The organism is Mycolicibacter acidiphilus (assembly GCF_018455725.1).
Lineage (GTDB): Bacteria > Actinomycetota > Actinomycetes > Mycobacteriales > Mycobacteriaceae > Mycobacterium > Mycobacterium acidiphilum.
In genome coordinates, this window is record NZ_JAHCLR010000001.1 from 177,826 (window position 1) to 202,058 (window position 24,233).

24 protein-coding genes are annotated in these 24,233 nt (G+C 70.0%); 17 read left to right on the forward strand and 7 right to left on the reverse strand.

The window, feature by feature from the left end; all coding sequences use genetic code 11:
- Nucleotides 1–13: 13 nt before the first annotated feature.
- The gene (locus KIH27_RS01045; protein WP_214091044.1) at nucleotides 14–979 is read right to left on the reverse strand and encodes an ERCC4 domain-containing protein; all 966 of its coding nucleotides are present in this window, start codon (nucleotides 977–979) and stop codon (nucleotides 14–16) included.
- 64 nt (nucleotides 980–1,043) lie between these two features.
- Between KIH27_RS01045 and KIH27_RS01050 the strand changes: the two genes are divergently transcribed.
- A complete protein-coding gene (locus KIH27_RS01050) occupies nucleotides 1,044–1,598 on the forward strand; it encodes a TetR/AcrR family transcriptional regulator (RefSeq protein WP_214091045.1) in 555 nt (184 codons plus the stop codon).
- A 24-nt stretch (nucleotides 1,599–1,622) separates the two neighbouring features.
- Nucleotides 1,623–2,798 carry an acyl-CoA dehydrogenase family protein gene (locus KIH27_RS01055; RefSeq protein ID WP_214091046.1) on the forward strand — a complete coding sequence of 392 codons (1,176 nt, stop codon included), beginning with the start codon at nucleotides 1,623–1,625 and terminating at the stop codon, nucleotides 2,796–2,798.
- 82 nt (nucleotides 2,799–2,880) lie between these two features.
- On the opposite strand, the gene KIH27_RS01060 is transcribed toward KIH27_RS01055, so the two are convergent.
- The gene (locus KIH27_RS01060; RefSeq protein ID WP_214091047.1) at nucleotides 2,881–3,075 is read right to left on the reverse strand and encodes a hypothetical protein; all 195 of its coding nucleotides are present in this window, start codon (nucleotides 3,073–3,075) and stop codon (nucleotides 2,881–2,883) included.
- A gap of 10 nt (nucleotides 3,076–3,085) precedes the next feature.
- Between KIH27_RS01060 and KIH27_RS01065 the strand changes: the two genes are divergently transcribed.
- From KIH27_RS01065 to KIH27_RS01075, 3 genes are all read left to right on the forward strand, one after another.
- A complete protein-coding gene (locus KIH27_RS01065; protein ID WP_214091048.1) occupies nucleotides 3,086–3,373 on the forward strand; it encodes a hypothetical protein in 288 nt (95 codons plus the stop codon).
- A gap of 280 nt (nucleotides 3,374–3,653) precedes the next feature.
- A complete protein-coding gene (locus KIH27_RS01070; protein ID WP_250149358.1) occupies nucleotides 3,654–4,862 on the forward strand; it encodes an FAD-dependent monooxygenase in 1,209 nt (402 codons plus the stop codon).
- A 4-nt stretch (nucleotides 4,863–4,866) separates the two neighbouring features.
- The gene (locus tag KIH27_RS01075; protein WP_214091049.1) at nucleotides 4,867–5,508 is read left to right on the forward strand and encodes a TetR/AcrR family transcriptional regulator; all 642 of its coding nucleotides are present in this window, start codon (nucleotides 4,867–4,869) and stop codon (nucleotides 5,506–5,508) included.
- A 1,064-nt stretch (nucleotides 5,509–6,572) separates the two neighbouring features.
- Here the strand turns inward: KIH27_RS01075 and KIH27_RS01080 are convergent.
- Nucleotides 6,573–7,775, reverse strand: coding sequence for a serine hydrolase domain-containing protein (locus KIH27_RS01080; RefSeq protein ID WP_214091050.1), 1,203 nt, complete (start codon nucleotides 7,773–7,775; stop codon nucleotides 6,573–6,575).
- 9 nt (nucleotides 7,776–7,784) lie between these two features.
- Entirely contained in the window at nucleotides 7,785–8,438 is a 654-nt protein-coding gene (locus KIH27_RS01085) for an SAM-dependent methyltransferase (protein WP_372451280.1), read from the reverse strand.
- A 97-nt stretch (nucleotides 8,439–8,535) separates the two neighbouring features.
- On the opposite strand from KIH27_RS01085, the gene pyrR reads away from it, so the two are divergent.
- From pyrR to pyrF, 7 genes are all read left to right on the forward strand, one after another.
- Nucleotides 8,536–9,102 carry a bifunctional pyr operon transcriptional regulator/uracil phosphoribosyltransferase PyrR gene (gene pyrR / locus KIH27_RS01090; protein WP_214091051.1) on the forward strand — a complete coding sequence of 189 codons (567 nt, stop codon included), beginning with the start codon at nucleotides 8,536–8,538 and terminating at the stop codon, nucleotides 9,100–9,102.
- Nucleotides 9,099–10,088, forward strand: a complete 990-nt coding sequence (locus tag KIH27_RS01095) for an aspartate carbamoyltransferase catalytic subunit (protein WP_214091052.1) — start codon at nucleotides 9,099–9,101, stop codon at nucleotides 10,086–10,088. Before pyrR ends, KIH27_RS01095 begins: the two co-directional genes overlap by 4 nt.
- Nucleotides 10,085–11,377 carry a dihydroorotase gene (locus tag KIH27_RS01100; RefSeq protein WP_214091053.1) on the forward strand — a complete coding sequence of 431 codons (1,293 nt, stop codon included), beginning with the start codon at nucleotides 10,085–10,087 and terminating at the stop codon, nucleotides 11,375–11,377. Before KIH27_RS01095 ends, KIH27_RS01100 begins: the two co-directional genes overlap by 4 nt.
- Nucleotides 11,374–11,883 (forward strand): PH-like domain-containing protein, encoded by a 510-nt coding sequence (locus tag KIH27_RS01105; protein ID WP_214091054.1) that lies wholly within the window; start codon nucleotides 11,374–11,376, stop codon nucleotides 11,881–11,883. Before KIH27_RS01100 ends, KIH27_RS01105 begins: the two co-directional genes overlap by 4 nt.
- Nucleotides 11,880–13,013 carry a glutamine-hydrolyzing carbamoyl-phosphate synthase small subunit gene (gene carA / locus KIH27_RS01110; RefSeq protein ID WP_214091055.1) on the forward strand — a complete coding sequence of 378 codons (1,134 nt, stop codon included), beginning with the start codon at nucleotides 11,880–11,882 and terminating at the stop codon, nucleotides 13,011–13,013. The genes KIH27_RS01105 and carA overlap by 4 nt, the downstream gene beginning before the upstream one ends.
- A gap of 94 nt (nucleotides 13,014–13,107) precedes the next feature.
- Nucleotides 13,108–16,449: a carbamoyl-phosphate synthase large subunit gene (carB, locus tag KIH27_RS01115; protein ID WP_214091056.1), complete on the forward strand. Its 3,342-nt coding sequence runs from the start codon at nucleotides 13,108–13,110 to the stop codon at nucleotides 16,447–16,449.
- Complete coding sequence (gene pyrF / locus KIH27_RS01120) at nucleotides 16,449–17,273, forward strand: orotidine-5'-phosphate decarboxylase (protein WP_214091057.1); 825 nt, start codon at nucleotides 16,449–16,451, stop codon at nucleotides 17,271–17,273. The genes carB and pyrF overlap by 1 nt, the downstream gene beginning before the upstream one ends.
- A gap of 3 nt (nucleotides 17,274–17,276) precedes the next feature.
- Here pyrF and KIH27_RS01125 read toward each other — a convergent pair whose 3' ends face one another.
- On the reverse strand, nucleotides 17,277–17,528 hold the full coding sequence (locus KIH27_RS01125; RefSeq protein WP_214091058.1) for a hypothetical protein: 252 nt from the start codon (nucleotides 17,526–17,528) through the stop codon (nucleotides 17,277–17,279).
- Nucleotides 17,529–17,689: 161 nt separating this feature from the next.
- On the reverse strand, nucleotides 17,690–18,049 hold the full coding sequence (locus KIH27_RS01130; protein ID WP_214091059.1) for a hypothetical protein: 360 nt from the start codon (nucleotides 18,047–18,049) through the stop codon (nucleotides 17,690–17,692).
- 534 nt (nucleotides 18,050–18,583) lie between these two features.
- Between KIH27_RS01130 and KIH27_RS01135 the strand changes: the two genes are divergently transcribed.
- Both KIH27_RS01135 and zwf read left to right on the forward strand, forming a co-directional pair.
- Complete coding sequence (locus tag KIH27_RS01135; protein ID WP_214091060.1) at nucleotides 18,584–20,581, forward strand: glycoside hydrolase family 15 protein; 1,998 nt, start codon at nucleotides 18,584–18,586, stop codon at nucleotides 20,579–20,581.
- A gap of 71 nt (nucleotides 20,582–20,652) precedes the next feature.
- Nucleotides 20,653–22,101 carry a glucose-6-phosphate dehydrogenase gene (gene zwf, locus KIH27_RS01140; protein WP_214091061.1) on the forward strand — a complete coding sequence of 483 codons (1,449 nt, stop codon included), beginning with the start codon at nucleotides 20,653–20,655 and terminating at the stop codon, nucleotides 22,099–22,101.
- A 10-nt stretch (nucleotides 22,102–22,111) separates the two neighbouring features.
- Here zwf and KIH27_RS01145 read toward each other — a convergent pair whose 3' ends face one another.
- Nucleotides 22,112–22,438 carry a hypothetical protein gene (locus tag KIH27_RS01145; RefSeq protein ID WP_214091062.1) on the reverse strand — a complete coding sequence of 109 codons (327 nt, stop codon included), beginning with the start codon at nucleotides 22,436–22,438 and terminating at the stop codon, nucleotides 22,112–22,114.
- A 460-nt stretch (nucleotides 22,439–22,898) separates the two neighbouring features.
- Between KIH27_RS01145 and mihF the strand changes: the two genes are divergently transcribed.
- The 3 genes from mihF to rpoZ all read left to right on the forward strand — a co-directional run bounded on the left by mihF (nucleotide 22,899) and on the right by rpoZ (nucleotide 24,231).
- Nucleotides 22,899–23,216, forward strand: coding sequence for an integration host factor, actinobacterial type (gene mihF / locus KIH27_RS01150; protein ID WP_003932123.1), 318 nt, complete (start codon nucleotides 22,899–22,901; stop codon nucleotides 23,214–23,216).
- Between the two features lie 10 nt (nucleotides 23,217–23,226).
- Nucleotides 23,227–23,844, forward strand: coding sequence for a guanylate kinase (gene gmk, locus KIH27_RS01155; protein ID WP_307856754.1), 618 nt, complete (start codon nucleotides 23,227–23,229; stop codon nucleotides 23,842–23,844).
- A gap of 75 nt (nucleotides 23,845–23,919) precedes the next feature.
- Complete coding sequence (gene rpoZ / locus KIH27_RS01160; protein WP_372451281.1) at nucleotides 23,920–24,231, forward strand: DNA-directed RNA polymerase subunit omega; 312 nt, start codon at nucleotides 23,920–23,922, stop codon at nucleotides 24,229–24,231.
- Nucleotides 24,232–24,233: the final 2 nt, after the last annotated feature.

Consider the following 24,233-nt stretch of genomic DNA (forward strand, 5'->3'; position numbering starts at 1 on the left):
GTTGGGCGCGTGCTCACTGGTGCGCGTCGCGCCACGCCTGCATGATCTCGGGGCGCAACCGGCCCCGGTCGGAGACCGCCAGCCCGGTGGCGAGCGCCCAGGCGCGGACGTCGGCGGTGCGCGGCTCGGGCCGGGCCGGGGCGGCTGCGATCGACTCATCAGCGCCCAAAGTGGTTGCGGCATAACCGGCGTCCACAGCCCAGTTGTGCGCGGCCGCCAGGTAGCGGTAGGTGTACTCCTGCGCGAGCTTGCGGGTCTGGCAGAACACGATCGGCACCGTCGGGAACGCGATCTGCAGTTCGGCCAGGGCGTCGGCGACCGCCGCCGGCTTGGCATGGGTCAGGGTGAACACCTCCGAGAACCGGTCCTCGACGACGACTGCGGCGCGAGGCAGCGTCGTCAACTCGGTGAGCTGGTATTTCAGCTTGCCGTTGAGCAGCCCGGCGGTCAGGTCCGCCAGCGACTTGCGTTCCACCGCGGCGACCAGCCGGCCCTCGATCGTCAGCCCATAGTCGCCGCACTGCAGGGCGGCGCGGGTGATGCTCACCGGCATCCCGGCGAAGGTGTAGCCGTAGCGCTCCCGGGTGTCGACGACGACATCCAGGCCGGCCAGTCCGGCGGCCCGTGCGGTCGGGGTGCGCACCCCGGGTCGGGACTGCTTGGCGGTGCGCGGACTCTGCCAGAACACCACGTCGCGCCCGCGGGCGGTGGTGAACACCAACTGGGAGCGGTTCTCCCGGGCCCGGGCGGCCACCACGTCGATCGCCGCGCCGCGCCGGGTGCAGGACCGCAGTTCGACGGTCTCGATCAACTCGGGGTCCGCCGGCCAGTCCCCGGCGGGCAGTGGGTGGCAGTACAGCGCCTTGGTGCGCGGCCATACATCGGAGGTGGCGAACACCTGCCCGCCGCCCAGCGGCAGCCGCAGCAGGTAGCGCAGCCGCGACTCCGGGTTCGGGTTGACCGCGATCAGCAACTCCACGCCCCGAGGCTAGCGACCGCGATCGGTTCCGGGCAGCGGGCGCGCCCGACTACGCTGACCGGCGATGAGCACCATCGGGCCGCCGCGACTGTCGGTGGACGACTGGGTTGCGGCCGGGTTCGCGATCCTGGCCGAGGAGGGCATCAAAGCGCTGACCATCAGCCGGCTCTGCAGCCGACTCGGGGTGACCAAGGGCAGTTTCTACTGGCATTTCGCCGACCTGGCGACCTATCGCGGCGCGCTGACCGAGACCTTCGCGGCGGTACAGGACCAGGACCGCAGCTTTTTCGACGACGCCTCCGGCCCGCCCCGGCAGCGACTGTCGGCGATGATGGCCGCGCTGATCGCCCCCCGGCACTGGATGCTGGAGCGCGCGATGCGTGAGTGGGCGCGTTCGGATGCCTCGGTTGCCGCCGCGGTGCGGGCTTCCGACCGCCGGGTGCTGGCGGCCGTGCGGCAGGTGTTCGTCGACGACGGCTTCAGCCCCGACGATGCCGACCTGCGCGCCGAAGCCACCTTCGCCGCCGGGATCGGGTTCCTGCACCTGGCGGGGCGGAGTCCCGGCTCGCAGCAGGCCGAGCGGCACGAGAGCTTCCTCGACCTGATGCTGCGACACTGACCACTCCATACCGAAAGGTACGGTATGGTCCGGCGTGTGACGGGAACGCCCACGCTGCCGCAGGTCACCGCTGAATTCATCGACGGACTGGCCGATCGCGCCGACGAGGCCGAACGGCTGCGTCGGCTGCCAGCGGCCACCATCGACGACTACCGCGCCTCCGGGCTGGCCGGCCTGCTGGTGCCGGCCCGCCACGGCGGCGCACAGGCGGATTTCCCGCAGATCCTGGACCCGGTTCGCCGGATGGCGCACGGCTGCGTCTCCAGCGCCTGGACGCTGGGCTTCTACACCCTGCACAACTGGATGATCGCGCTGTTCGGTGAGCGTGCCCAGGATGAGGTGCTGGCCGACGGCCCGGTGCTCTGCCCGGCGCCGCTGGCCCCGACCGGGCGCGGGGTGCCGGCCGACGGCGGTATCCGGTTGAGCGGCCGATGGTCCTGGGCGACCGGGGTGGCCCACGCCGACTGGATCATGGTCGGTGCGCTCTGCGGCCTGGATGACGCGCCGTACCCGGCGCTGGTCCTGCTGCCGGCCGTCGATACCGTCGTCGAGGACGTCTGGCACACCGCCGGCATGCGCGCCACCGGATCCAACGACGTCGCCGTCGCCGATGTGCTGGTGCCCGGACACCGGGTGGTCAACGTCGCCGACGTCTACCGCGGCAACGCGCCCGGTGCCGCGCTGTGCGACGGGTCGGCGTATCGCTGGCCGATGGTGCCAGCGCTGGCACTGCTGGCCGCGATGCCGGCGCTGGGCGGCGCCGAGCGCGCCGCCGACCTCTACGCCGAGCGGTTGAGCCGGCGGGTGCTGGCGTATTCCGGTGCGGCGCAGAAGAATCAGCCAGCCGCCCAGATCCGGCTGGCGGACGCCCGGGTGCGGTTGCGGGCGCTGCACGGTCTGCTCGACGCCACGGTGGCCCGAATCCAGGACATCGCCGCCGGCGGCGGGCACTGCGACCGGCCGACCCGCGCCGACGCGCGGGCCGCCGCCGCACACATCGTGCATGAGTCCCGCGCGGTCATCACCGATCTGCTGGCGGCGTCCGGGGCCAGTGCGCAGTTCCTCGACAACCCACTGCAGCGGATCAAACGCGATGTCGACGTCATCTGCGGGCATGTGGTCTTCGACTACGACGTGGCCCGTGAGCTGGCCGGGGCGCTGGAAGCCGGGGTGCAGGTCTCACCGGTCGCGATGATCTGAGCGTTCGGTCTCGGCGGGGGTAGCCCGGACAGCCGGGGTTCATGTTCGGGATGCCGACAGGGTGCCGTCGCCGATCGCGGCGTCAGCCGGGGTGCGGCGGGTACCAGGGATTGGTCTGCGGCGGCGGTGGGGTCGGGGGTGCGGCCAGGAACCACTGCCGGGTGGCGTCGGTGAATGCGCAGGCGATGGTCGAGACGGACGCGATGATGGGGATGAGGGCGAATCCGCTGACGACGGCGACCATCTCTGGGCCGTCGTTGTTCCCGGTGGTCTGCATCCTCGTCCAGATGACGGTTCCGATGACGGCGAAGTTCGTGACCAAGCACGCCGCGGTGATGATGGCCCGGCTGGGCAATCGCCGGCGGGCCAGCATGATCCCGCCGACCAGGAGCCCGAGCGCGACTGAGAATGCTGTCAGTCCGGAGACCGCACCGAAAAACCTGGCAGCGGCGCTGTCGCCCGTATCGGCGGCCACGATGACGCAGAACCCCATGTACACCAGCGAGAACGCGCAGCCGAGAAAGCTCAGCACCACAGCTGCGATGGCGGTGCGTCCGCTCGGGCCCGACGACTGACCGGTTGGAGGGCCCAGGGGTGCGCCATAGGGACTCGGGGGTTGGCCCCAGTTCGGCTGGCCGGGCGGCTGCTGCCAGGGGTTCATGGTGACGCAGGCTAACAGCCGCCCACCTCGCCGAGTGGGTATCCGGCATCGGACCTGCCGAGATCAGCGTGCCTGAATTTCCACTCGGCGCGCGGGGCTCAGCGCTCCAGCGCCCGGATGCCGTGCTGTTGACGACGGTCGGCCCGTCGACCTAATATCGGAAGCGATATTCACGTTCTGCTTCGAGGAGTGTCATGACCAACCGTCGTGCCCTGATCGTCGGCGCGGGCATCAGCGGCCTGGCCGCCGCGGTGCGGTTGCGCCAGATCGGCTGGACCCCGGTGCTCGTCGAACGGGCGGCAGGCCGGCGTCGTGGCGGGTACTTCGTCGGGGTGTTCGGGTCTGGACGGCAGGCTGCGACGCGACTGGGCATCGCCGAGCATCTGCACGACCGCCGGCCCACCGGGGCGGTCTACGACTATGACCGCAAGGGCAACCGGCGGGTGGGGCTGAGCTTCAACGACCTGCCCGGTGAGGCGTGGACCGCGCTGCGCGGCGACGTCGAGGCGGCGGCGTTCGCCGCGCTGCCCGACGACGTCGAGATCCGCTACGCCACCGTGCCCACCGAGATCGTCCAGCGTGATGACGGCGTGGCGGTGACGCTGCGGGGCACCGCCGACGGGAAACTGGTCACCGAGGACTTCGACCTGGTGGTGGGTGCCGACGGGGTGCGCTCGGGCGTGCGCAGCCTGGTGTTCGGTCCGGCCGAGAACTACTTGCGCCGGCTCGACCACATGATCGCGACCTTCGAACTGCCCCGGGGTCTCAGCGATCTCGCCGCCGACGACGGCGCCTTCCTGGTCGAGTCGGGCCGGTCCCTGGTCGTCTACCCGTTCCGCGACCATCCGCAGACCGCGCTGCTGTCCTACTACACCGACGACGTCGACGCCGAGTTCAGCGAGCCGCCGATTGCCCGGCTGCGCAAGGCATTCGGGCCGCAGCCCACCGGCCGGCTGCTCGGCGAGGTGCTCGACGCCTTCGAGGTCGCCGGCGAGTTCCTGTTCGACTCCGTCGAGCAGGTGCACATGGACAGCTGGCGGCGGGGCCGGGTGGTGCTGGTCGGTGACGCCGCCTGGTGCGAGACGCTGTACTCCGGGATGGGGGTGTCCTCCTCGCTGGCCGGACCAGACCTGCTCGGCACCATGCTGGCGCGCTACGGCGACGACCTGGACCGGGCGCTGAGCGAGTGGGAGCGCATCCTGCGGCCGTACGTCACCGCCTATCAGGGATTCGTTGTGCGGCAACGGTTCTTCTTCGTGCCCGACAACCGCACCGAACTCGTGTTCCGCGGTGTGATGACCCGCATTCGGCAACTATCCTGGGCGCAGCCGCTGTTCACCCGGATCGTGGCCGGCAGTCGCAGCGCGCGGCTCAAAGACGCCGACATCACCGCGGCGGCCTGAGCTCATGGCCGCCGAGAACGCCGAAACCACCGGCATGCCCGCACCGCAGCAGGCCCGCAGCCGCGCCGCCCTGCAGCGGCTGCTCACCGCAGCCGAGGACGTGTTGATCAACGACGGGGTCGACGAATTCACCATCGCCCGGGTCGCCGAGCACGCCGGGGTGTCCGTCGGCGGGGTGTACCGGCGCTTCGCCGGCAAGGACCAGCTGATCCAGGCGGTCCGGCAGGATCTGCTGGCCCGCATGGAGCGCGCCGTCGACGACGCACTGGCCGGCGCCGCACCGTCGGTGGCCGGGGTGCTCGCCGCGTTCACCGGGGCGTTGGGGGAGATCCTGGCCGGCAGCGGCCAGGTCATCCCGGTGATCCTGGCCGGCTCCCGGGTGCCGGAGGCGCCGGAGCAGGCCGGTCAGGTGCTCGCCGGTCTGCAGCAGCGCTTCCTCGACACGATCACCCCGTATCGCGGCGAGATCGCCCACCCCGATCCCGACCGGGCGCTGCGCATCGCATTCCGCACCGTCGCCGGCGCGGCCGTGCACCGCACCGCGATCATCCGCTGGTGGCCGGACGGCCTGGACTGGGACGGCTGGGCCCGCGAAATCGCCGACATGACAACGGCATACCTCACCTCGGCAAGGAACCCTACATGACCACAGCCAATCCTGATGCGGCGCAAGCAAACCCGTGGGTCAAAGCGGCGGCCGCCATCGTCGGAACCGCGGCGCTGCTGACGATCATGGTGATCGCCTTCGCCCTACCGGCGTCCCGCTCGGCCCCGCACGGGGTGCCGATCGGCGTGGTCGGCACCCCGGAACAGATCCAGACCTTCGAACGCGGCGCCGCCGGGTTCGCCGTGGAGATCTTCGCGTCGCAGGCGCAGGCGCGCCAGGCGATCACCGACCGCGACATCTACGGGGCGCTGGTGCTGGACGGGATGAGCGACGTGGACGTGCTGTATGCGACCGCAGCCGGACCGGCCGTCGCCACCCTGGTCCAGGGGCTCGGACAGCGCGTCGCCGCTGCGACCGGACGCAGCGTGCACCCGGTCGACCTGCGGGCGTTTCCCGCCCGGGACCCTCGCGGCACCGGGCTGGCCGCCGGGGCGCTGCCGCTGGCGCTGGGTGGCTGGATGGGCGCAATGATCATCATGCTGCTGGTACCCGACCCGCGCCGGCGCGCGGTCGCCGCGGTGGGGGTGGCCGTCGTCGGCGGCCTGGCGGTGGTCGGCTGCCTGCAGTTCGTGATCGGCACCTTCGACGGGAACTACCTGCTGACCAGCCTCGCCGGAATGCTCGGGATCGCCGCCACCTGCTTCACCGTGCTGGGCCTGCGGGAACTGCTCGGCGGCGCCGGCCTGGGCATCGCCGCGGTGCTGCTGGTGCTGCTGGGCAACCCGCTGTCCGGGCTGGCCAGCGCCCCCGAACTGCTGCCGTCGCCGTGGGGGCAGTTCGGTCAACTGCTGCCGCCAGGCGCCACCGGCGCGCTGCTGCGTGACGTCACGTTCTTCGACGGACACGGTGGTGCCCGACCGGTACTGATCCTGATCGGCTACCTGCTGGCCGGGATCGGCCTGTACCTGGGCGCCCAGTTGCGCGCGGTGCGTACCGGCACCGTCGACGTCGACCGCATCGAGTTCGACCACCGGCCGCGCCCGCCGGCGGCACCGAACCCGGCGCCGTCGGCGGCGATCACCGAACCGATCCGCCTGGCCCGATCACAGCCCCAGCGCCCGGTAGGTGCGGCGCACGAACCGGGGCAGGGCGACCCGCAGCGCCGCCTGCGAGGTGTTGCCGGCGATTTCGGCGGCGGCGTCGGCGGTCAGCGTCGGCGAGTTCTGAATCAGGTAGATCAGGATCAGGTCGTTGGCCGGGTCCGCCTGCCACCAGGTGCCGTAGGCGCCCGGCCAGCTGAACGTCCCCAGCCCGCCGGGCCCGTACAGCGGTCCTGACTTCGCGGGGTCGGTCACCACCGACAGGTTCAACCCGAATCCGCGACCGACCCAGAACGGCGCACCGAGGAACTGCTGGCGCTTCTGCTCGTCGGTGAGCCGATCGGTCCGCATCGCTCGTGCCGACTCCGCCGACAGCACCCGCATCCCGTCGAACTCGCCGTCCGCCAACAGCATTCGGGTGAACGCCAGGTAGTCGTCGGCGGTGGACAGCAGTCCGCCGCCGGCGTTGGGGAACACCGGGGGAGCGATCGGGATCGGACCCATGGCGTCGTCGTGCAGGCCATCGGCGCCGATCCGGTACATGGTCGCCGCGCGCCGCCGGGCCGCCGGGGAGATGAAGAACCCGGTGTCGGCCATGCCCAGGGGACCCAGGATCCGCTCGTCGAGCACCGCCGGCAGCGGTTTGCCCTCGATGCGGGCGAGCAGCACGCCGAGCGCGTCGATGCCCTGACCGTAGGTGACCTGCTCACCGGGCTGATGCACCAGCGGCAGCGCGGCCAGCGCCGTCAGCCAGGCCTCCGGGCCCCTGCCGAACGGCAACCGCTGGTACTCCCGGGCGATCGGGCCGGACACGGTGAACCCGTAGCCGATGCCGCTGCGATGGGTCATCAGGTCATCGACGGTCAGCGCCCGCCCGGCGGGCACGGTCTGCTCCACCGGCCCGGCCGGATCGACCAGCACCGTCGGCCGTTCGAACTCGGGCAGCCATCGGGCGATCGGATCGTCCAGGTGCAGCCTGCCCTCGTCGACCAGGCTCATCGCCGCGGCGACAGTGATCGGTTTGGTCATCGAGGCGATCCGGAATACCGTGTCGCGGGTCATCGGCAGCCCCGCACCGACGTCGCGGTACCCGATCTCGTTGACCTGCAGTACCTGTCCGCGCTGCCACACCAGCGTCACCGCACCGGCCAGCAGTCCTGCGTCACAGGCCTCGGTGATGGCCGCCTGGTTGGGGTCGAGATTCACCGGGCCAGGTTAGCCGTCGCGCCGACGGGCGTTCACGTACCAGAAGTTCATGTCGCCGCCCCAGCCCTGCCGGTGCACGGTCACCGGTTGCAGCGATGCAATCTCCCAGTCGGCCTCGCCGAGCACGTCGCGCAGCGTGGCCTCGGAGACCGTCGGCCGCGGCCGCTCCGGCGCGGGTGGCGTGTTCTCCTCGGAGAAGCAGGACAGCAGCAGCGACGCCCCGGCCCGGGTCGCCCGGTGCACCGCGGCGGCGTAGCGGCGCCGGCTCACACCGTCGAGGCAGTGAAACATGCCGGAGTCGACGACGGTGTCGAACGCGTCGGTGTAGCCGTCGAGCGTGGTGGCGTCGGCGACCGCGAACCGGACCTGCACGCCCGCGGCGGCGGCGCGCTGCCCGGCGGTGACCAGCGCGGCCGGCGAGATGTCCAGTCCGGTCACGTCGAAGCCCTGCTGCGCCAGGTAGACGGCGTTGTCGCCGAGACCGCAGCCGATGTCAAGCACCCGCCCGTGCACCAGCCCGAGACGGTGCCAGTCCAGCACGTTCTCCTTGGGGGCTTTGGTGTCCCACGGCGGCGTCGGCATCGGGGGAATCCCCTCGCCGGGGCTCTCCCCGCGGTAGAGGGCGTCGAAGTCGAGGGGCATGCCCTCGTGTCGGTCGATCATTTCGCCCAGGCTAATCGCCGGTGTTAGGCTGCCGGACAGTTCGACATCCTTTAACGAGCCGTCCCGTGAGGCGGAGAAGGAGGTCCAGCGGTTTCCCATGGGCGCTGCCGGTAATTCCAGCACCGACCGAGAACTGATGTCCTCGGCGGACGTGAGTCGCACCATTTCGCGCATCGCGCACCAGATCATCGAGAAGACCGCCCTGGATGACCCAGCCGGCCCCCCAAAAGTGGTGCTGCTGGGCATCCCGACCCGCGGCGTCACCCTGGCCGAGCGGCTGGCCGCCAAGATCGCGGAATTCTGCGGCGTTCAGGTGCCCTGCGGCTCCCTGGACATCACGCTGTACCGCGACGACCTGATGACCAAGCCGCCGCGGCCGCTGGAGACGACGTCGATCCCGGCCGGTGGCATCGACGACGCGCTGGTGATCCTCGTCGACGACGTGCTCTACGCCGGACGGTCGGTGCGCGCCGCGCTGGATGCGCTGCGTGACGTGGGCCGCCCGGCGATCGTGCAGCTGGCGGTGCTGGTGGACCGCGGCCACCGGGAGCTGCCGGTGCGCGCCGACTACGTCGGCAAGAACGTCCCGACCGCGCGGGGGGAGAGCGTGCACGTGCTGCTCAGTGAAGACGACGACCGTGATGCGGTGGTGATCTCCCGATGACCACCCGGCACCTGCTGGCCGCCGGCGACCTCAGCCGCGATGAGGCCACCGCGATCCTCGACGACGCCGACCGGTTCGCCGAAGCCCTGCTCGGCCGCGAGGTCAAGAAGCTCCCCACCCTGCGCGGCCGCACCGTCATCACCATGTTCTACGAGAACTCCACCCGCACCCGGGTGTCGTTCGAGGTGGCCGGCAAATGGATGAGCGCCGACGTGATCAACGTCAGCGCCTCCGGGTCGTCGGTGAACAAGGGGGAGTCGCTGCGCGACACCGCGCTGACGCTGCGGGCCGCCGGCGCGGATGCGCTGATCATCCGCCACCCAGCCTCGGGTGCCGCGCATCTGCTCAGTGAGTGGACTGCCGAGCTCGACGGGGGCGGCCCGGCGGTGATCAACGCCGGCGACGGCACGCACGAGCACCCGACCCAGGCGCTGCTGGACGCCCTGACGCTGCGGCAGCGCCTCGGCGGCATCGAGGGCCGCCGGGTGGTGATCGTCGGCGACATCGTGCATTCCCGGGTGGCCCGCTCCAACGTGAGCCTGCTGACCACCCTGGGCGCGGAGGTGGTGCTGGTGTCGCCGCCGACCCTGCTGCCGGCCGGGGTGACCGACTGGCCGGTGACGGTGACCAGCGACTTCGACGCCGAACTGCCGGCCGCCGATGCGGTGCTGATGCTGCGGGTGCAGGCCGAGCGGATGACCGGCGGGTTCTTCCCGTCGACCCGGGAGTACTCGGTGCGCTACGGGCTGAGTGAGAAGCGCCGGGCGATGCTGGGCGAGCACGCGGTGGTGCTGCACCCCGGCCCGATGCTGCGCGGCATGGAGATCTCCTCGGCGGTGGCGGACTCGCCGCAATCAGCGGTGCTGCAACAGGTTTCCAACGGTGTGCATGTGCGGATGGCGGTGCTGTTCCACCTGCTGGTGGGCGGCGATTCTGCGGGATCAGGGTCGGGATCAGGGTCGGGATCAGGGGAGGCAACAGCATGAGCGTGCTGATCCGCGGGGTGCGGCTCTACGGTGAGGGCGACGCCGTCGACGTGCTGGTGGCTGACGGCCAGATCGCCGAAATCGGTGTGGGCCTTGCGGTTCCCGACGGTTCCGAGATCATCGACGCGTCCGGTCAGGTGCTGCTGCCCGGCTTCGTCGATCTGCACACCCACCTGCGCGAACCCGGCCGGGAGTACGCCGAGGACATCGAGACCGGTTCGGCGGCAGCGGCTCTCGGCGGCTACACCGCGGTGTTCGCGATGGCCAACACCAACCCGGTCGCCGACAACCCGGTGGTCACGGAGCACGTCTGGCAGCGCGGGCAGCAGGTCGGCCTGGTCGACGTGCACCCGGTCGGGGCGGTCACCGTCGGCCTGGGCGGTGCCCAGCTCACCGAGATGGGTCTGATGGCCGCCGGTGCCGCGCAGGTGCGGATGTTCTCCGACGACGGTGTGTGCGTGGCCGATCCGCTGGTGATGCGCCGGGCGCTGGAGTACGCCACCGGGCTGGGGGTGCTGATCGCCCAGCACGCCGAGGAGCCGCGGCTGACCGTCGGCGCGGTCGCCAACGAGGGGCCGAACGCCGCGAAGCTGGGGCTGGCCGGGTGGCCGCGTTCGGCGGAGGAGTCGATCGTCGCCCGGGATGCGATCCTGGCCCGTGACGCCGGCGCCCGACTGCACATCTGCCACGCCTCCACAGCCGGCACCGTGGAGTTGCTGAAATGGGCCAAAGCGCAGGGGATTTCGGTCACCGCCGAAGTCACCCCGCACCACCTGCTGCTCGACGACAGTCGGCTGAGTGACTACGACGGGCGCAACCGGGTCAACCCGCCGCTGCGGGAGGCATCCGATGCCCAGGCACTGCGCCAGGCGCTGGCCGACGGCGTCATCGACTGCGTGGCAACCGATCACGCCCCGCACGCCGAGCACGAGAAGACCTGCGAGTTCGCCACCGCCCGGCCCGGCATGCTCGGGCTGCAGACCGCGCTGTCGGTGGTGGTACAGACCATGGTGGAGCCGGGCCTGCTGACCTGGCGTGACATCGCCCGGGTGCTGAGCGAGCGCCCGGCTGAGATCGTCGGTCTGCCCGATCAGGGCCGGCCGCTGGCGGTGGGCGAGCCGGCCAACCTGACCGTGGTCGACCCGGCCGCCCGCTGGACGGTGGACGGCGAGCACCTGGCCAGCCGGTCGGCGAACACCCCGTATGAGGCGATGGAACTGCCCGCCGTCGTCACCGCAACCCTGTTGCGCGGCAAGATCACCGCCCGAGACGGGGAGACCCCGCGGTGAACACCGGAACAATGGTCGGCTCGCTGATCTTCGCCGCCGTACTGGTGGTGGTGATCGGGTTCCTGATGCGGGCGATGATGCGCGGCTGGCAGCACCGCGGCCGGTTGCAGGAGGCGCTGATCGGCACGCTGCCCCCGGTTCCCGACACGGTGAGCGCACCCACCGTCGCCGAAACCCGCGGCGTGTACATCGGCTGCACGCTGGCCCCGAAGTGGAACGACCGGGTGGTGGTGGGCGATCTGGGCTACCGCACCAAGGCGGTGCTGACCCGCTACGCGCAGGGAATCATGGTGCAGCGCAGCGGCGGCCGGCCGATCTGGATTCCGCAGGACTCGATCATCGCGGTCCGCACCGAACGCGGCATCGTCGGCCGCGCCATCCCGACCCGAAACAATGACGGTGTGCTGGCGATCCGCTGGCGCCTGCCGTCGGGCACCGAGATCGACACCGGCTTCCGGGCCGACGACCGTGCTGAGTACACCCGCTGGTTAGAGGAGCAACAATGACCGACCCCCGTGCCGTGCTCGTCCTGGAGGACGGCCGGACCTTCACCGGTGTGCCGTTCGGTGCACTCGGGCAGACCCTCGGGGAGGCGGTGTTCTCCACCGGCATGTCCGGCTACCAGGAGACGCTCACCGACCCCAGCTACCACCGGCAGATCGTGGTCGCCACCGCGCCGCAGATCGGCAACACCGGCTGGAACGGCGAGGACGGCGAGAGTCGCGACGAGAAGATCTGGGTCGCCGGCTATGTGGTGCGCGACCCGTCGCCGCGGGCGTCGAACTGGCGGGCCACCGGAACGCTGGAAGACGAACTGGTGCGCCAGAACATCGTCGGGATCGCCGGCATCGACACCCGGACCGTGGTGCGCCATCTGCGCAGCCACGGTTCGATGAAGGCCGGGGTGTTCTCCGGTCCGGCGCTGGCCCACTCGCCGGATGCCGGTGAACTGCTCAGCCGGGTCCGCAGCCAGCCGTCGATGCTCGGCGCCGACCTCGCCGGCCAGGTCAGCACCGACACCGGTTACGTGGTGGAACCCGAAGGCGCGCACCGCTTCACGGTCGCAGCGCTGGATCTGGGGATCAAGACCAACACGCCGCGCAACTTCGCCCGGCGCGGCATCCGCAGCCACGTGCTGCCGTCGTCGGCGACGTTCGAGCAGATCGTCGACCTGAAGCCGGACGGGGTGTTCCTGTCCAACGGCCCGGGCGACCCGGCCACCGCCGACCACCTGGTGGCGGTGACCCGGGAGGTGCTGGGCGCGGGAATCCCGCTGTTCGGCATCTGCTTCGGCAATCAGATCCTCGGCCGCGCACTGGGCCTGTCCACCTACAAGATGGTCTTCGGCCACCGGGGCATCAACATCCCGGTGATCGACCACGCCACCGGGCGGGTGGCGGTCACCGCGCAGAACCACGGCTTCGCCTTGGAAGGCGAGGCCGGCCAGCGGTTCGACACCGACTTCGGGCCGGGGCTGGTCAGCCACACCTGCGCCAACGACGGCGTCGTCGAAGGAGTGAAACTGGCTGACGGACGGGCGTTCTCGGTGCAATACCACCCTGAGGCCGCGGCCGGACCGCACGATGCGCAATACCTGTTCGACCAGTTCGTCGACCTGATGGCAGGGGAGAAGTAATGACCCCATCTCCGCCGAGCGTGCAGAAATGTCCGCTGCGACCTGGGATTTGCCGCACATTTGTGCACGCTCGCGCAAGTAGAGGAGAGAGCTAGTGCCGCGCCGTACCGATCTCAACCACGTCCTGGTGATCGGCTCCGGGCCGATCGTGATCGGCCAGGCCTGCGAGTTCGACTACTCGGGAACCCAGGCGTGCCGGGTGCTCAAGGCCGAGGGACTGCAGGTCAGTCTGGTCAACTCCAACCCGGCCACGATCATGACCGACCCGGAGTACGCCGACAACACCTACGTCGAGCCGATCACCTGGGAGTTCGTCGAGAAGGTGATCGCCCAGCAAGCCGAGCGCGGCAACAAGATCGACGCGCTGCTGGCCACACTGGGCGGACAGACCGCGCTGAACACCGCGGTCGCGCTGCATGAGAACGGGGTGCTGGAGCGTTACGGCGTGGAGCTGATCGGCGCCGACTTCGAGGCGATCCAGCGCGGCGAGGACCGCCAGCAGTTCAAGGACATCGTCGCCAAGGTCGGTGGCGAATCGGCCCGCTCCCGGGTCTGCTACACGATGGACGAGGTCCGCGAGACCGTCGCCGAGGTGGGACTGCCGGTGGTGGTGCGCCCGTCGTTCACGATGGGCGGACTCGGCTCGGGCATGGCCGAGACCCTCGACGAGGTGGAGCGGATGGCCGGCGACGGGCTGGCCGCCTCCCCGACTGCCAACGTGCTGATCGAGGAATCCATTTACGGCTGGAAGGAATTCGAGCTCGAGCTGATGCGCGACGGCAACGACAACGTCGTCGTGGTCTGCTCGATCGAGAACGTCGACCCGATGGGGGTGCACACCGGCGACTCGGTGACCGTCGCCCCGGCGATGACACTCACCGACCGGGAATACCAGACGATGCGCGACCTGGGCATCGCGATTCTGCGCGAGGTCGGCGTCGACACCGGCGGCTGCAACATCCAATTCGCCATCGACCCGCGCGACGGCCGGCTGATCGTCATCGAGATGAACCCGCGGGTGTCGCGGTCTTCGGCGCTGGCGTCCAAGGCGACCGGGTTCCCGATCGCCAAGATCGCCGCGAAGCTGGCGATCGGCTACACCCTCGACGAGATCATCAACGACATCACCGGGGAGACCCCGGCCTGCTTCGAACCGGCACTGGACTACGTCGTGGTCAAGGCGCCGCGGTTCGCGTTCGAGAAGTTCGTCGGCGCCGACCCGCGGCTGACCACCACGATGAAGTCGGTCGGCGAGGCGATGTCGCTGGGCCGCAACTTCATCGAATCGCTCGGCAAGGTGCTGCGTTCGCTGGAGACCGACAAGGCCGGGTTCTGGACCACCCCGGACCCGGACGGCGGCGTCGAGGACGTACTGACCCGGCTGCGCACCCCGGTCGAGGGGCGGCTCTACGACATCGAACTGGCGCTGCGGCTCGGTGCTCCGGTGGAGACCGTCGCCGAGGCGTCCGGGGTGGACCCGTGGTTCGTCGAGCAGATCAACACCCTGGTGAGTTTGCGCGCCGAGGTGGTCGCGACCCCGGTGCTCGACGGTGACCTGCTGCGCCGGTGCAAGTACAGCGGCCTGTCGGATCACCAGATCGCCGAGCTGCGACCGGAACTGGCCGGCGAGGACGGCGTGCGACTGCTGCGCGACCGCCTCGGCATCCACCCGGTGTTCAAGACCGTCGACACCTGCGCCGCGGAGTTCGAAGCCAGGACGCCGTACCACTACAGCACTTTCGAGCTGGACCCGGCCGCCGAGACCGAGGTCGCCCCGCAGACCGAGAAGCCCAAGGTGCTGATCCTCGGTTCCGGGCCGAACCGGATCGGGCAGGGCATCGAATTCGATTACAGCTGCGTACACGCCGCAACCACGTTGAGCGGCGCCGGATTCGAGACCGTGATGGTCAACTGCAACCCGGAGACGGTCTCCACGGACTACGACACCGCCGACCGGCTCTACTTCGAACCGCTGACGTTCGAGGATGTGCTGGAGGTCTACTACGCCGAGCAGGCTTCCGGCGCCGGCGGGCCCGGCGTGGTGGGGGTGATCGTGCAACTCGGCGGGCAGACCCCGCTGGGCCTGGCCGCCCGCCTGGCCGACGCCGGGGTGCCGATCGTCGGCACCACACCGGAGGCCATCGATCTGGCCGAGGACCGCGGCGCGTTCGGCGACGTGCTCACAGGCGCCGGTCTGCCGGCGCCGCGGTACGGCACCGCCACCACCTTCGAGCAGGCCAAGCGGATCGCCGCCGAGATCGGTTATCCGGTGCTGGTCCGGCCGTCGTACGTGCTGGGCGGGCGCGGCATGGAGATCGTCTACGACGAGGAGACGCTGCGCGGCTACATCACCCGGGCCACGAAGCTCTCCCCGGAGCACCCGGTGCTGGTCGACCGGTTCCTGGAGGACGCCATCGAGATCGACGTCGACGCCCTCTGCGACGGCACCGACGTCTACATCGGCGGGATCATGGAGCACATCGAGGAGGCCGGCATCCACTCCGGCGACTCGGCGTGCGCGCTGCCGCCGGTGACGCTGGGCCGCAGCGACATCGAGAAGGTGCGCACGGCGACTGAGGCGATCGCGCACGGTGTCGGCGTCGTCGGACTGCTCAATGTCCAGTTCGCACTCAAGGACGACGTGCTCTACGTGCTGGAGGCCAACCCGCGGGCCAGTCGCACCGTGCCGTTCGTGTCCAAGGCCACGGCGATCCCGCTGGCGAAGGCCTGCGCGCGAATCATGCTGGGTGCCACCATCGCCGGGTTGCGGGCCGAGGGCCTGCTGGCCGCCGACGGGGACGGCGCCACCGTCGGGCCGCAGGCGCCGATCGCGGTGAAGGAGGCCGTGCTGCCGTTCCACCGGTTCCGGCGGGCCGACGGCTCCAGCATCGACTCGCTGCTGGGACCGGAGATGAAGTCGACCGGTGAGGTGATGGGCATCGACCGGGACTTCGGCACGGCGTTCGCCAAGAGCCAGACCGCCGCCTACGGGTCGCTGCCCGTGCAGGGCACGGTCTTCGTCTCGGTCGCCAACCACGACAAACGCTCCCTGGTGTTTCCGGTGAAGCGGTTGGCGGATCTCGGCTTCCGGGTGCTGGCCACTGAGGGGACGGCGGAGATGCTGCGCCGCAACGGGATTCCGTGCAACGTGGTGCGCAAGAACTTCGAGGAGCCCAGTGCGGACCGGCCGGCGCTGTCCGCGGTCGACGCGATCAAGGCCGGTGAGGTGGATCTGGTGATCAACACCCCGTACGGCAACTCCGGTCCCCGGGTGGACGGCTACGAGATCCGGTCGGCGGCGGTCAGCATGAACATCCCGTGCGTCACCACGGTGCAGGGCGCCGCGGCTGCGGTGCAGGGCATCGAGGCCGGCATCCGGGGCGACATCGGCGTGCGCTCGCTGCAGGAACTGCACAGCGCCATCGGCGGCCGGTAGTGCCGGCCGGGTTCGGGAGTCGCTTGGCCGACGCGATCGCGGCCCGCGGTCCGCTGTGCCTGGGCATCGACCCGCACCCGGAGTTGCTGACCGCGTGGGACCTGCCGGTGACCGTGGACGGGCTGGCTGCGTTCAGCGACGCCTGTGTCACCGCGTTCGCCGGGTTCGCGATCGTCAAACCGCAGGTGGCGTTCTTCGAGGCGTACGGCTCGGCCGGCTTCGCGGTGCTGGAACGCACCATCGCCGCCCTGCGGGCCGCCGGGGTGCTGGTGCTCGCCGACGCCAAACGCGGCGACATCGGTTCGACGATGGCCGCCTACGCCGCCGCCTGGGCGGGGGAGTCACCGCTGGCCGCCGACGCGGTGACTGCCTCGCCGTACCTGGGCTTCGGTTCGCTGCAGCCGCTGCTGGACGTCGCGGCCGAAAACGGTCGGGGGGTGTTCGTGCTGGCCGCCACCTCCAACCCGGAGGGCGCGAGCGTGCAGCGCGCCGCCACCGCGGACGGCCGCACCGTCGCGCAGTCGATCGTCGACGCCGCGGCCGAGGTCAACCGGGCCGCCGCGCCGCAGCCCGGCTCGGTGGGCGTCGTCGTGGGCGCCACCTTGGCGCAGGTGCCCGACCTCCGTGCCCTGGGCGGGCCGGTGCTGGTGCCAGGGGTCGGTGCGCAGGGTGGTCGGCCCGACGCGCTGGCCGGACTGGGTGGCGCCGCACCCGGGCAGTTGCTGCCGGCGGTGTCGCGGGAGGTGCTGCGGGCGGGCCCGGACGTCGTGGCGCTGCGCGCGGCCGCGGAACGGCTGCGGGAGGCGGTCGCCTACCTGGCCTGAGCCTCAGCGCTGGCCGTAGCCGGGCGGGATCGCCTCGGGGTGCTCCTTCAGGTACTTCTTGAGCTGGCGCTTGTCGTGGTGATCGAGCTTCACACCGGGCGGCAGCTGCGGGTCGGGGTTGTCGTGGCTCGGCGACAGCGGTGCCGGCGATGGCACCTGGGCCGCGGCGATGCCGACCCCGAATGCGCCGGTCAGGGCGATCCCGGCGGCTACGGCAGCGACGGCGGCCGCGGTGAGCGGGCGGGTGAAGGTCATGGCGTCAACTCCGTTTCCCCGTCGCTCTGCGGACGGCAGCACGTCCCCCGACCCTACGCGCATTCCGCACCGGGGGCCGGGGCGGCAACGGCGCCCGCGCCGGGTGCGGTGACCCCGAGGAGGGGCGGGCACGTGGACCCGCCCCACCCCGGGGTGTGCCGTCAGAAACCGAACTGGCCGCCGGTGCTGCTGCTGTCGTTCACGCCGCCGTTGAACGGACCGAGGTTGGCGTCGGTGCCGTTGTGTTCCTGGAAGCCCCCGTTGAACGGCCCGAGGTTGGCACTGCCGCCGTCGCCGTCGTGAAAACCCCCGTTGAACGGTCCCAGGTTGGCGTCGGTGCCGGTGTGCTCTTGGAAGCCCCCGTTGAACGGGCCGAGGTTGGCACTGTCGCTGCTGCTGCTGTTCACGCTGCCGTCGACACCGCCTGGATCGGCGCCCGCTACTCCGGCGCCCAGGCCGAACGCGCTGAGCGCAATGCCGATGGACGCGGCGAGCGTCCGATTGTGCAGTTTGCGAGACATCGGGTCCTTCTTTCGTTACTGAACAGGTACAACCCAATGGGAAACGTGCATGTGCACAAACGCGCCCCCGTGTTGATACCCCCCGGGCGGACTATCCCCCCAAGCCGCGAATATATCCAGGCAACCGGAGATCGACAACCTTTACTTGCTGAGGGAATTCAATTCCGATGTCTATCGACCGCCGCAGGTCTGACGGGCGACATCCGAGCTGGTCACGCTGTCGTTCCTGTACTGGACACGGACCCGTAGCGGCCCCGTAACCGACAGTTCACGTGCGTCGTCACCGATGGAATCGAATTCTGATAACCGTGTTCGATCAGGGTGTGCTCATCACCGAATCCGGCGGGCAAATTCAAAGGGAACAAACAATGCCGGTGGGATGGGTGGGGGTCGGACCGGTGATACCGGCGCCCCGATGGTCCCGGCGCGCGCCCCGGTCCGGCCTGACCGCCGCTGTGACCGGTCCGCCGATGCCGCCGATGGCTCGCTTGATAACCCGGACAAACGCGGGGTGCGCGGATCAAGATGATCTACATGGGGACCAGCAGGAAACAGGCGGGGGAGATCAGTGCTAACGGCAGGTCCGGAGCGCCGCCACCATCGGAGCCCGGGGCGCTCGACGTGCTGCTGTCGACCCGCAGTCCGTTCCCGCCGATCGACGAGTACGCGTTCCTCTCCGACTGCGAGAACACCTGTCTGATCGCGCCGAACGGGTCGGTCGAGTGGATGTGCCTGCCACGACCGGACTCGCCCAGCGTCTTCGGGGCGATCCTGGACCGCGGCGCCGGACACTTCCGGGTCGGCCCGTACGGCCAGAGCGTGCCGTCGCAACGCATCTACCAGCCCGGCGGGCTGATCGTGGAGACCACCTGGCAGACCGAGACCGGCTGGCTGACCGTGCACGACTGCCTGGTGATGGGCGGCTGGCACAACACCGACAAACGGTCGCGGACCCACCGCCGTGCGCCGACCGACTGGGACGCCGAGCACATCCTGCTGCGCACCATCCGGTGCGTCAGCGGCACCGTCGAGGTGGAGGTCAGCTGCGAGCCGGCGTTCGACTATCACCGCCAGGAAGCGCACTGGGAGTACACCGGGGAGGTCTACGAGGAGGCCACCGCCACCTGCGCGGGCAGCGCCGACGGCAGCCACCCCACCCTGAAACTCACCACCAGCCTGCGACTGGGCATCGAGGGGCCGGAGGCCAACGCCCGAACCCGGATGACCGAGGGCGACGAGGCGTTCGTCGCACTGTCCTGGTCACCGCTGCCGGCGCCGCGCACCCAGGAGGAGGCGCTGCGCAAACGGTGGCAGACCGCCGAATGCTGGCGGCAGTGGATCACGATCGGCAAGTTCCCGGACCACCCGTGGCGCGGCTACCTGCAGCAGAGTGCGCTGGCGCTCAAGGGGCTGACCTACGCCCCGACCGGTGCGCTGATGGCGGCGTCCACCACGTCGCTGCCGGAAACACCCGGGGGAGTGCGTAACTGGGATTACCGCTACGCATGGGTGCGGGACTCCACGTTCGCGCTGTGGGGGCTGCACACGCTCGGACTGGACCGGGAGGCCAACAACTTCTTCCACTTCCTGTCCGACGCGGCGATCGATGCGGATGGCAAAGCGCAGACGCTGCAGGTGATGTACGGGGTGGGCGGGGAGAAGACGCTGACCGAGACCGAATTGGATCACCTGTCCGGCTACGACGGTGCACGGCCGGTGCGGATCGGCAACGGCGCGTTCCGGCAGCAGCAGCACGACGTGTGGGGTGCGATGCTGGATTCGGTGTTCCTGCATGCCCGTTCGCGTGACGAGCATGTGCCCGAACAGCTCTGGCCGGTGCTGAAGAAGCAGGTGGAGCAGGCGATCGCGAACTGGAAACTCCCCGACCGCGGCATCTGGGAGGTGCGCGGCGAACCGCAGCACTTCGTGTCGTCGAAGGTGTTCTGCTGGGTGGCGCTGGACCGCGGCGCGAAACTCGCACTGCTGCACGGGGAGAAGGCCTACGCGAAGCAGTGGAACGCGGTCGCCGACGAGATCAAGGCCGACATCCTGGCCAACGGGGTCGACCACCGCGGGGTGTTCACCCAGCGGTACGGCAGCGACGCACTCGATGCATCGGTGCTGATGATCCCGCTGCTGCGCTTCCTGCCGCCCGACGATCCCCGGGTGCGCGCGACGGTGCTGGCGATCGCCGACGAACTCACCATCGATGGACTGGTGTTGCGCTACAAGGTCGATGAGACCGACGACGGGCTGGTCGGGGAGGAGGGCACCTTCACGATCTGCTCGTTCTGGCTGGTGTCGGCGCTGGTCGAGATCGGTGAGCTGGTCCGGGCCAAACAGCTCTGCGAACGCCTGCTGGCCTTCGCCAGCCCGCTGCGGCTCTACGCCGAGGAGATCGACACCCGCACCGGCCGGCATCTGGGCAACTTCCCGCAGGCGTTCACCCATCTGGCACTGATCAACGCCGTCGTGCACGTGATCCGGGCCGAAGAGGACGTGGAGGCCGGTGAGTTCCAGCCCGCCTATTGACCTGTACCGGCCCGCCCCCGGACAGGGCGACGCCACCGCGTGGGTAGGGTGCAAACCGAGAGGGGGCAACCATGGTCAGTAGTCGTCGGGCAGCTTCCAACGCCGCACCGCACGTCGTCGTTTTATTCGGTGCCACGGGCGATTTGGCGCGGCGCAAGCTGCTTCCGGGCCTGTTCCACCTGTCGATGTCCAAGCTCGCGCCGCAGCTGCGGATCGTCGGCACTTCGCTGGACGAGCTCGATGACGACGGGTTCCGCAAGATCGCATCCTCGGCGTGCGAGCAGTTCTCGCGCGGCGGGGAGTCGGCGGCCGAACGGGACGGCTGGGCGCAGAACCTCACCTACGTGCCGCAGAGCGCCGGACCGGAGGCGCTGGCGGCGGCGGTGCGGGCGCAGGCCGAACAACTCGACGGAGATCCGAGGCTGCTGCACTACCTGAGCGTGCCGCCGGCCGCGGCGATCCCGGCGATCCGGATGCTGGAGGAAGCCAAGCTGGTTGACGGCGCGGCGGTGATCATGGAGAAGCCGTTCGGCACCGACCTCGCCAGCGCGGTCGCGCTGAACGCCTCGATCCACGAGACGTTCGACGAGTCCCAGGTCTTCCGCATCGACCACTTCCTCGGCAAGGAACCGGCGCAGAACATCCTGGCGTTCCGCTTCGCTAACGGCCTGTTCGAGCCGATCTGGAACCGGACGTTCATCGACCACATCCAGATCGACATCCCGGAGAAGCTGTCCCTGGAGGGTCGGGCCGCCTTCTACGAGCCGACCGGGGCGTTCAAGGACATGGTGGTCACCCACCTGTTCCAGGTGCTGGCGTTCGTCGCGATGGAGGCGCCCACCGAACTGGCCTCGGATGCGATCAGCGTCGAGAAGAACAAGGTCTTCCGGTCGATGGTGCCGCTGGATCCGCGCAACGTGGTGCGCGGCCAGTACCGCGGCTATCGCGACGAGCCGGGGGTGGCCCCGGACTCCGACACCGAGACGTTCATCGCGCTGAAATGCGAGATCGACAACTGGCGCTGGGCCGGGGTGCCGTTCTACCTGCGCACCGGCAAGTGCCTGGCGCAGGGCCAGCGGATCATCTCGATCGCGTTCCGGGAACCGCCGCGCAGCATGTTCCCGACGGGTTCGGGCGTCGGCGCGCACGGGCCGGACCACCTGACGTTCGACCTGGCGGATCAGTCGAAGCTGTCACTGTCGTTCTACGGCAAGCGTCCCGGCCCCGGCATGAAGCTCGACAAGCACAGCATGCAGTTCGAGATGGCCGAGACGGAGTCGGCCGGCGACGTGCTGGAGGCGTACGAGCGGCTGATCCTGGACGCCATGCACAACGACCACACGCTCTACACGCACGCGCAGGGCATCGAACGGCTCTGGGAGGTCTCCGCGCCGCTGCTGGACGACCCGCCGCCGGTGCACGGCTACGACATCGGCTCCTGGGGGCCGAACGCCATCCACCAGCTGATCGCACCGCACGCCTGGCGGCTGCCGTTCGATCGGACCTGGCGCGGCAAGTAGCCGCGCGGGCTCAGCGCTGCGGCAGGCTGTCCAGTAGCGACCGGCAGCTCGACCGGTTGGAGTGGTGCGGCAGCTTGGCGCAGGCATCCCGGGCGACGCGCTCGGCGTCATCGGGGCTCTGGGTGGTCCCGTCGTCCTTCTGCCACGTGTAGCCCCGCAGGTTGTCGGCCAGGCAGCGCAGGCCCTCGCCGGCGGTGCTGGTGGTGGTCAGGTTCAGCTCACTGCTGTTGCAGTCGGTGCCGGCGGTGGGTTCGTCGGCCCGGGCGGTGGCCGGTGACACGATCGCACAGGCCGCGACCAGCGCTGCGGCGGAACCGAGAATCTGCGTCCACTTCATGATCGGCGATGGTATCCGACCGTCCGCGGCGGTGCCTGCGCGCCGCTGAGCGGGGGTCCGGATCCATGGAGCCGGCGTAGGACGTGCGGCGACACGCGCGACACGCCGTGAGCGGTGAAATCAATGCCGGTTCGGGTGCGGACAGCCTTCGACCGCCCGGTGACCGGGCGGCCGGGCCGACGGCACCATCCCGACTTTCCGAGGAAAACCGCAGGTGGGATCGGTGTTTGCGGGTCGATCGCCCGCTGTGACGCCGGGTGTGGCGGCAGCCGGCGGGGCGACCGGCGGGGCTCGGCGGGAAGCGCTCCACGACGCCGCACGCTGGGGGTTTGTAGCCGGAATCGGGGGGTGGGGTTAGATTTCGTCAGACGGCGTGAGTACGGTCGTCGTCGCTGGCTGGAGTACCCGGCCCAGACAACCGAACATCGACAGGTGTCGATGCTGATGAGACGGAGGAATCGTGGCCCTTCCCCAGTTGACCGACGAGCAGCGCGCCGCCGCGTTGGAGAAGGCTGCGGCCGCGCGTCGGGCCCGAGCCGAGCTCAAGGACCGGCTCAAGCGCGGCGGCACCAACCTCAAGCAGGTGCTCAAGGACGCCGAGACCGATGAGGTTCTGGGCAAGATGAAGGTCTCGGCGCTGCTCGAGGCGTTGCCGAAGGTCGGCAAGGTCAAGGCGCAGGAGATCATGACCGAGCTCGAGATCGCCCCCACCCGCCGCCTGCGTGGCCTGGGCGACCGGCAGCGCAAGGCGCTGCTGGAGAAGTTCGACTTCTCCTAACCTGACTACGGTGAGTGCCGGCAGCGGACCGGGCAGCGTAGGTGACCGGGCCCCCACAGCGGGGCGCGTGGTCGTGCTGTCCGGTCCGTCTGCGGTCGGCAAATCGACGGTGGTTCGCTGCCTGCGTGAGCGGATTCCGAACCTGTACTTCAGCGTCTCGGCGACCACCCGGGCCCCGCGGCCCGGCGAGGTGGACGGCGTCGACTACCACTTCGTGACCGCCGAGGAGTTCGGTCGGCTGATTGAATCGGATCAGCTGCTGGAGTGGGCCGACATCCACGGCGGGTTGCAGCGGTCCGGCACCCCGGCGGCCCCGGTGGCCGATGCCACGGCGGCCGGGCGCCCGGTGCTGATCGAGGTCGACCTGGCCGGAGCCCGGGCCATCAAGCGGGCCCTCCCGACGGTGCTCACGGTGTTCCTGGCACCGCCGGATTGGGAGACGCTGCAGGCTAGACTGGTCGGCCGCGGCACCGAATCCGCGGAGGTGCGGGAGCGCCGGCTGGGCACCGCCCGCACCGAGTTGGCGGCCCAGGGCGACTTCGATCGGGTCGTCGTGAACCGCCGATTGGAAAATGCCTGCTCAGAATTGGTATCGTTGCTGATGGGAACTGCGCCGGACCCGACGTGAGCGGCCCCGGCAGCACCGGACGCAACCAGAAGTCTTGAAAACTCAGCACTATTTATCGCCAGGAGATTGTCTTCAGTGAGCACCTCGCAGGCCGGCACGGCCACCGAAACCGAGTTCGACCCGGCGCTGATCGGCGGCTATGACACGCCGCTGGGCATCACCAACCCGCCGATCGACGAGTTGCTGCAGCGTGCGTCGAGCAAGTACGCCCTGGTGATCTACGCAGCCAAGCGCGCCCGGCAGATCAACGACTACTACAACCAGCTCGGGGAGGGCATCCTCGAGTACATCGGGCCGCTGGTGGAGCCCGGCCTGCAGGAGAAGCCGCTGTCGATCGCACTGCGTGAGATCCACGGCGACCTGCTCGAATACACCGAAGGCGAGTAGCA

Coding starts and splice junctions, on each gene's coding strand:
- KIH27_RS01050 (WP_214091045.1), top strand. CDS start 1,044: ATGAGCACCATCGGGCCGCCGCGACTGTCGGTGGACGACTGGGTTGCG.
- KIH27_RS01055 (WP_214091046.1), top strand. CDS start 1,623: ATGGTCCGGCGTGTGACGGGAACGCCCACGCTGCCGCAGGTCACCGCT.
- KIH27_RS01060 (WP_214091047.1), bottom strand. CDS start 3,075: ATGCAGACCACCGGGAACAACGACGGCCCAGAGATGGTCGCCGTCGTC.
- KIH27_RS01065 (WP_214091048.1), top strand. CDS start 3,086: ATGACGGTTCCGATGACGGCGAAGTTCGTGACCAAGCACGCCGCGGTG.
- KIH27_RS01070 (WP_250149358.1), top strand. CDS start 3,654: ATGACCAACCGTCGTGCCCTGATCGTCGGCGCGGGCATCAGCGGCCTG.
- KIH27_RS01075 (WP_214091049.1), top strand. CDS start 4,867: ATGGCCGCCGAGAACGCCGAAACCACCGGCATGCCCGCACCGCAGCAG.
- KIH27_RS01085 (WP_372451280.1), bottom strand. CDS start 8,438: ATGATCGACCGACACGAGGGCATGCCCCTCGACTTCGACGCCCTCTAC.
- pyrR (WP_214091051.1), top strand. CDS start 8,536: ATGGGCGCTGCCGGTAATTCCAGCACCGACCGAGAACTGATGTCCTCG.
- KIH27_RS01095 (WP_214091052.1), top strand. CDS start 9,099: ATGACCACCCGGCACCTGCTGGCCGCCGGCGACCTCAGCCGCGATGAG.
- KIH27_RS01100 (WP_214091053.1), top strand. CDS start 10,085: ATGAGCGTGCTGATCCGCGGGGTGCGGCTCTACGGTGAGGGCGACGCC.
- carA (WP_214091055.1), top strand. CDS start 11,880: ATGACCGACCCCCGTGCCGTGCTCGTCCTGGAGGACGGCCGGACCTTC.
- KIH27_RS01125 (WP_214091058.1), bottom strand. CDS start 17,528: ATGACCTTCACCCGCCCGCTCACCGCGGCCGCCGTCGCTGCCGTAGCC.
- KIH27_RS01130 (WP_214091059.1), bottom strand. CDS start 18,049: ATGTCTCGCAAACTGCACAATCGGACGCTCGCCGCGTCCATCGGCATT.
- KIH27_RS01135 (WP_214091060.1), top strand. CDS start 18,584: ATGGGGACCAGCAGGAAACAGGCGGGGGAGATCAGTGCTAACGGCAGG.
- zwf (WP_214091061.1), top strand. CDS start 20,653: ATGGTCAGTAGTCGTCGGGCAGCTTCCAACGCCGCACCGCACGTCGTC.
- KIH27_RS01145 (WP_214091062.1), bottom strand. CDS start 22,438: ATGAAGTGGACGCAGATTCTCGGTTCCGCCGCAGCGCTGGTCGCGGCC.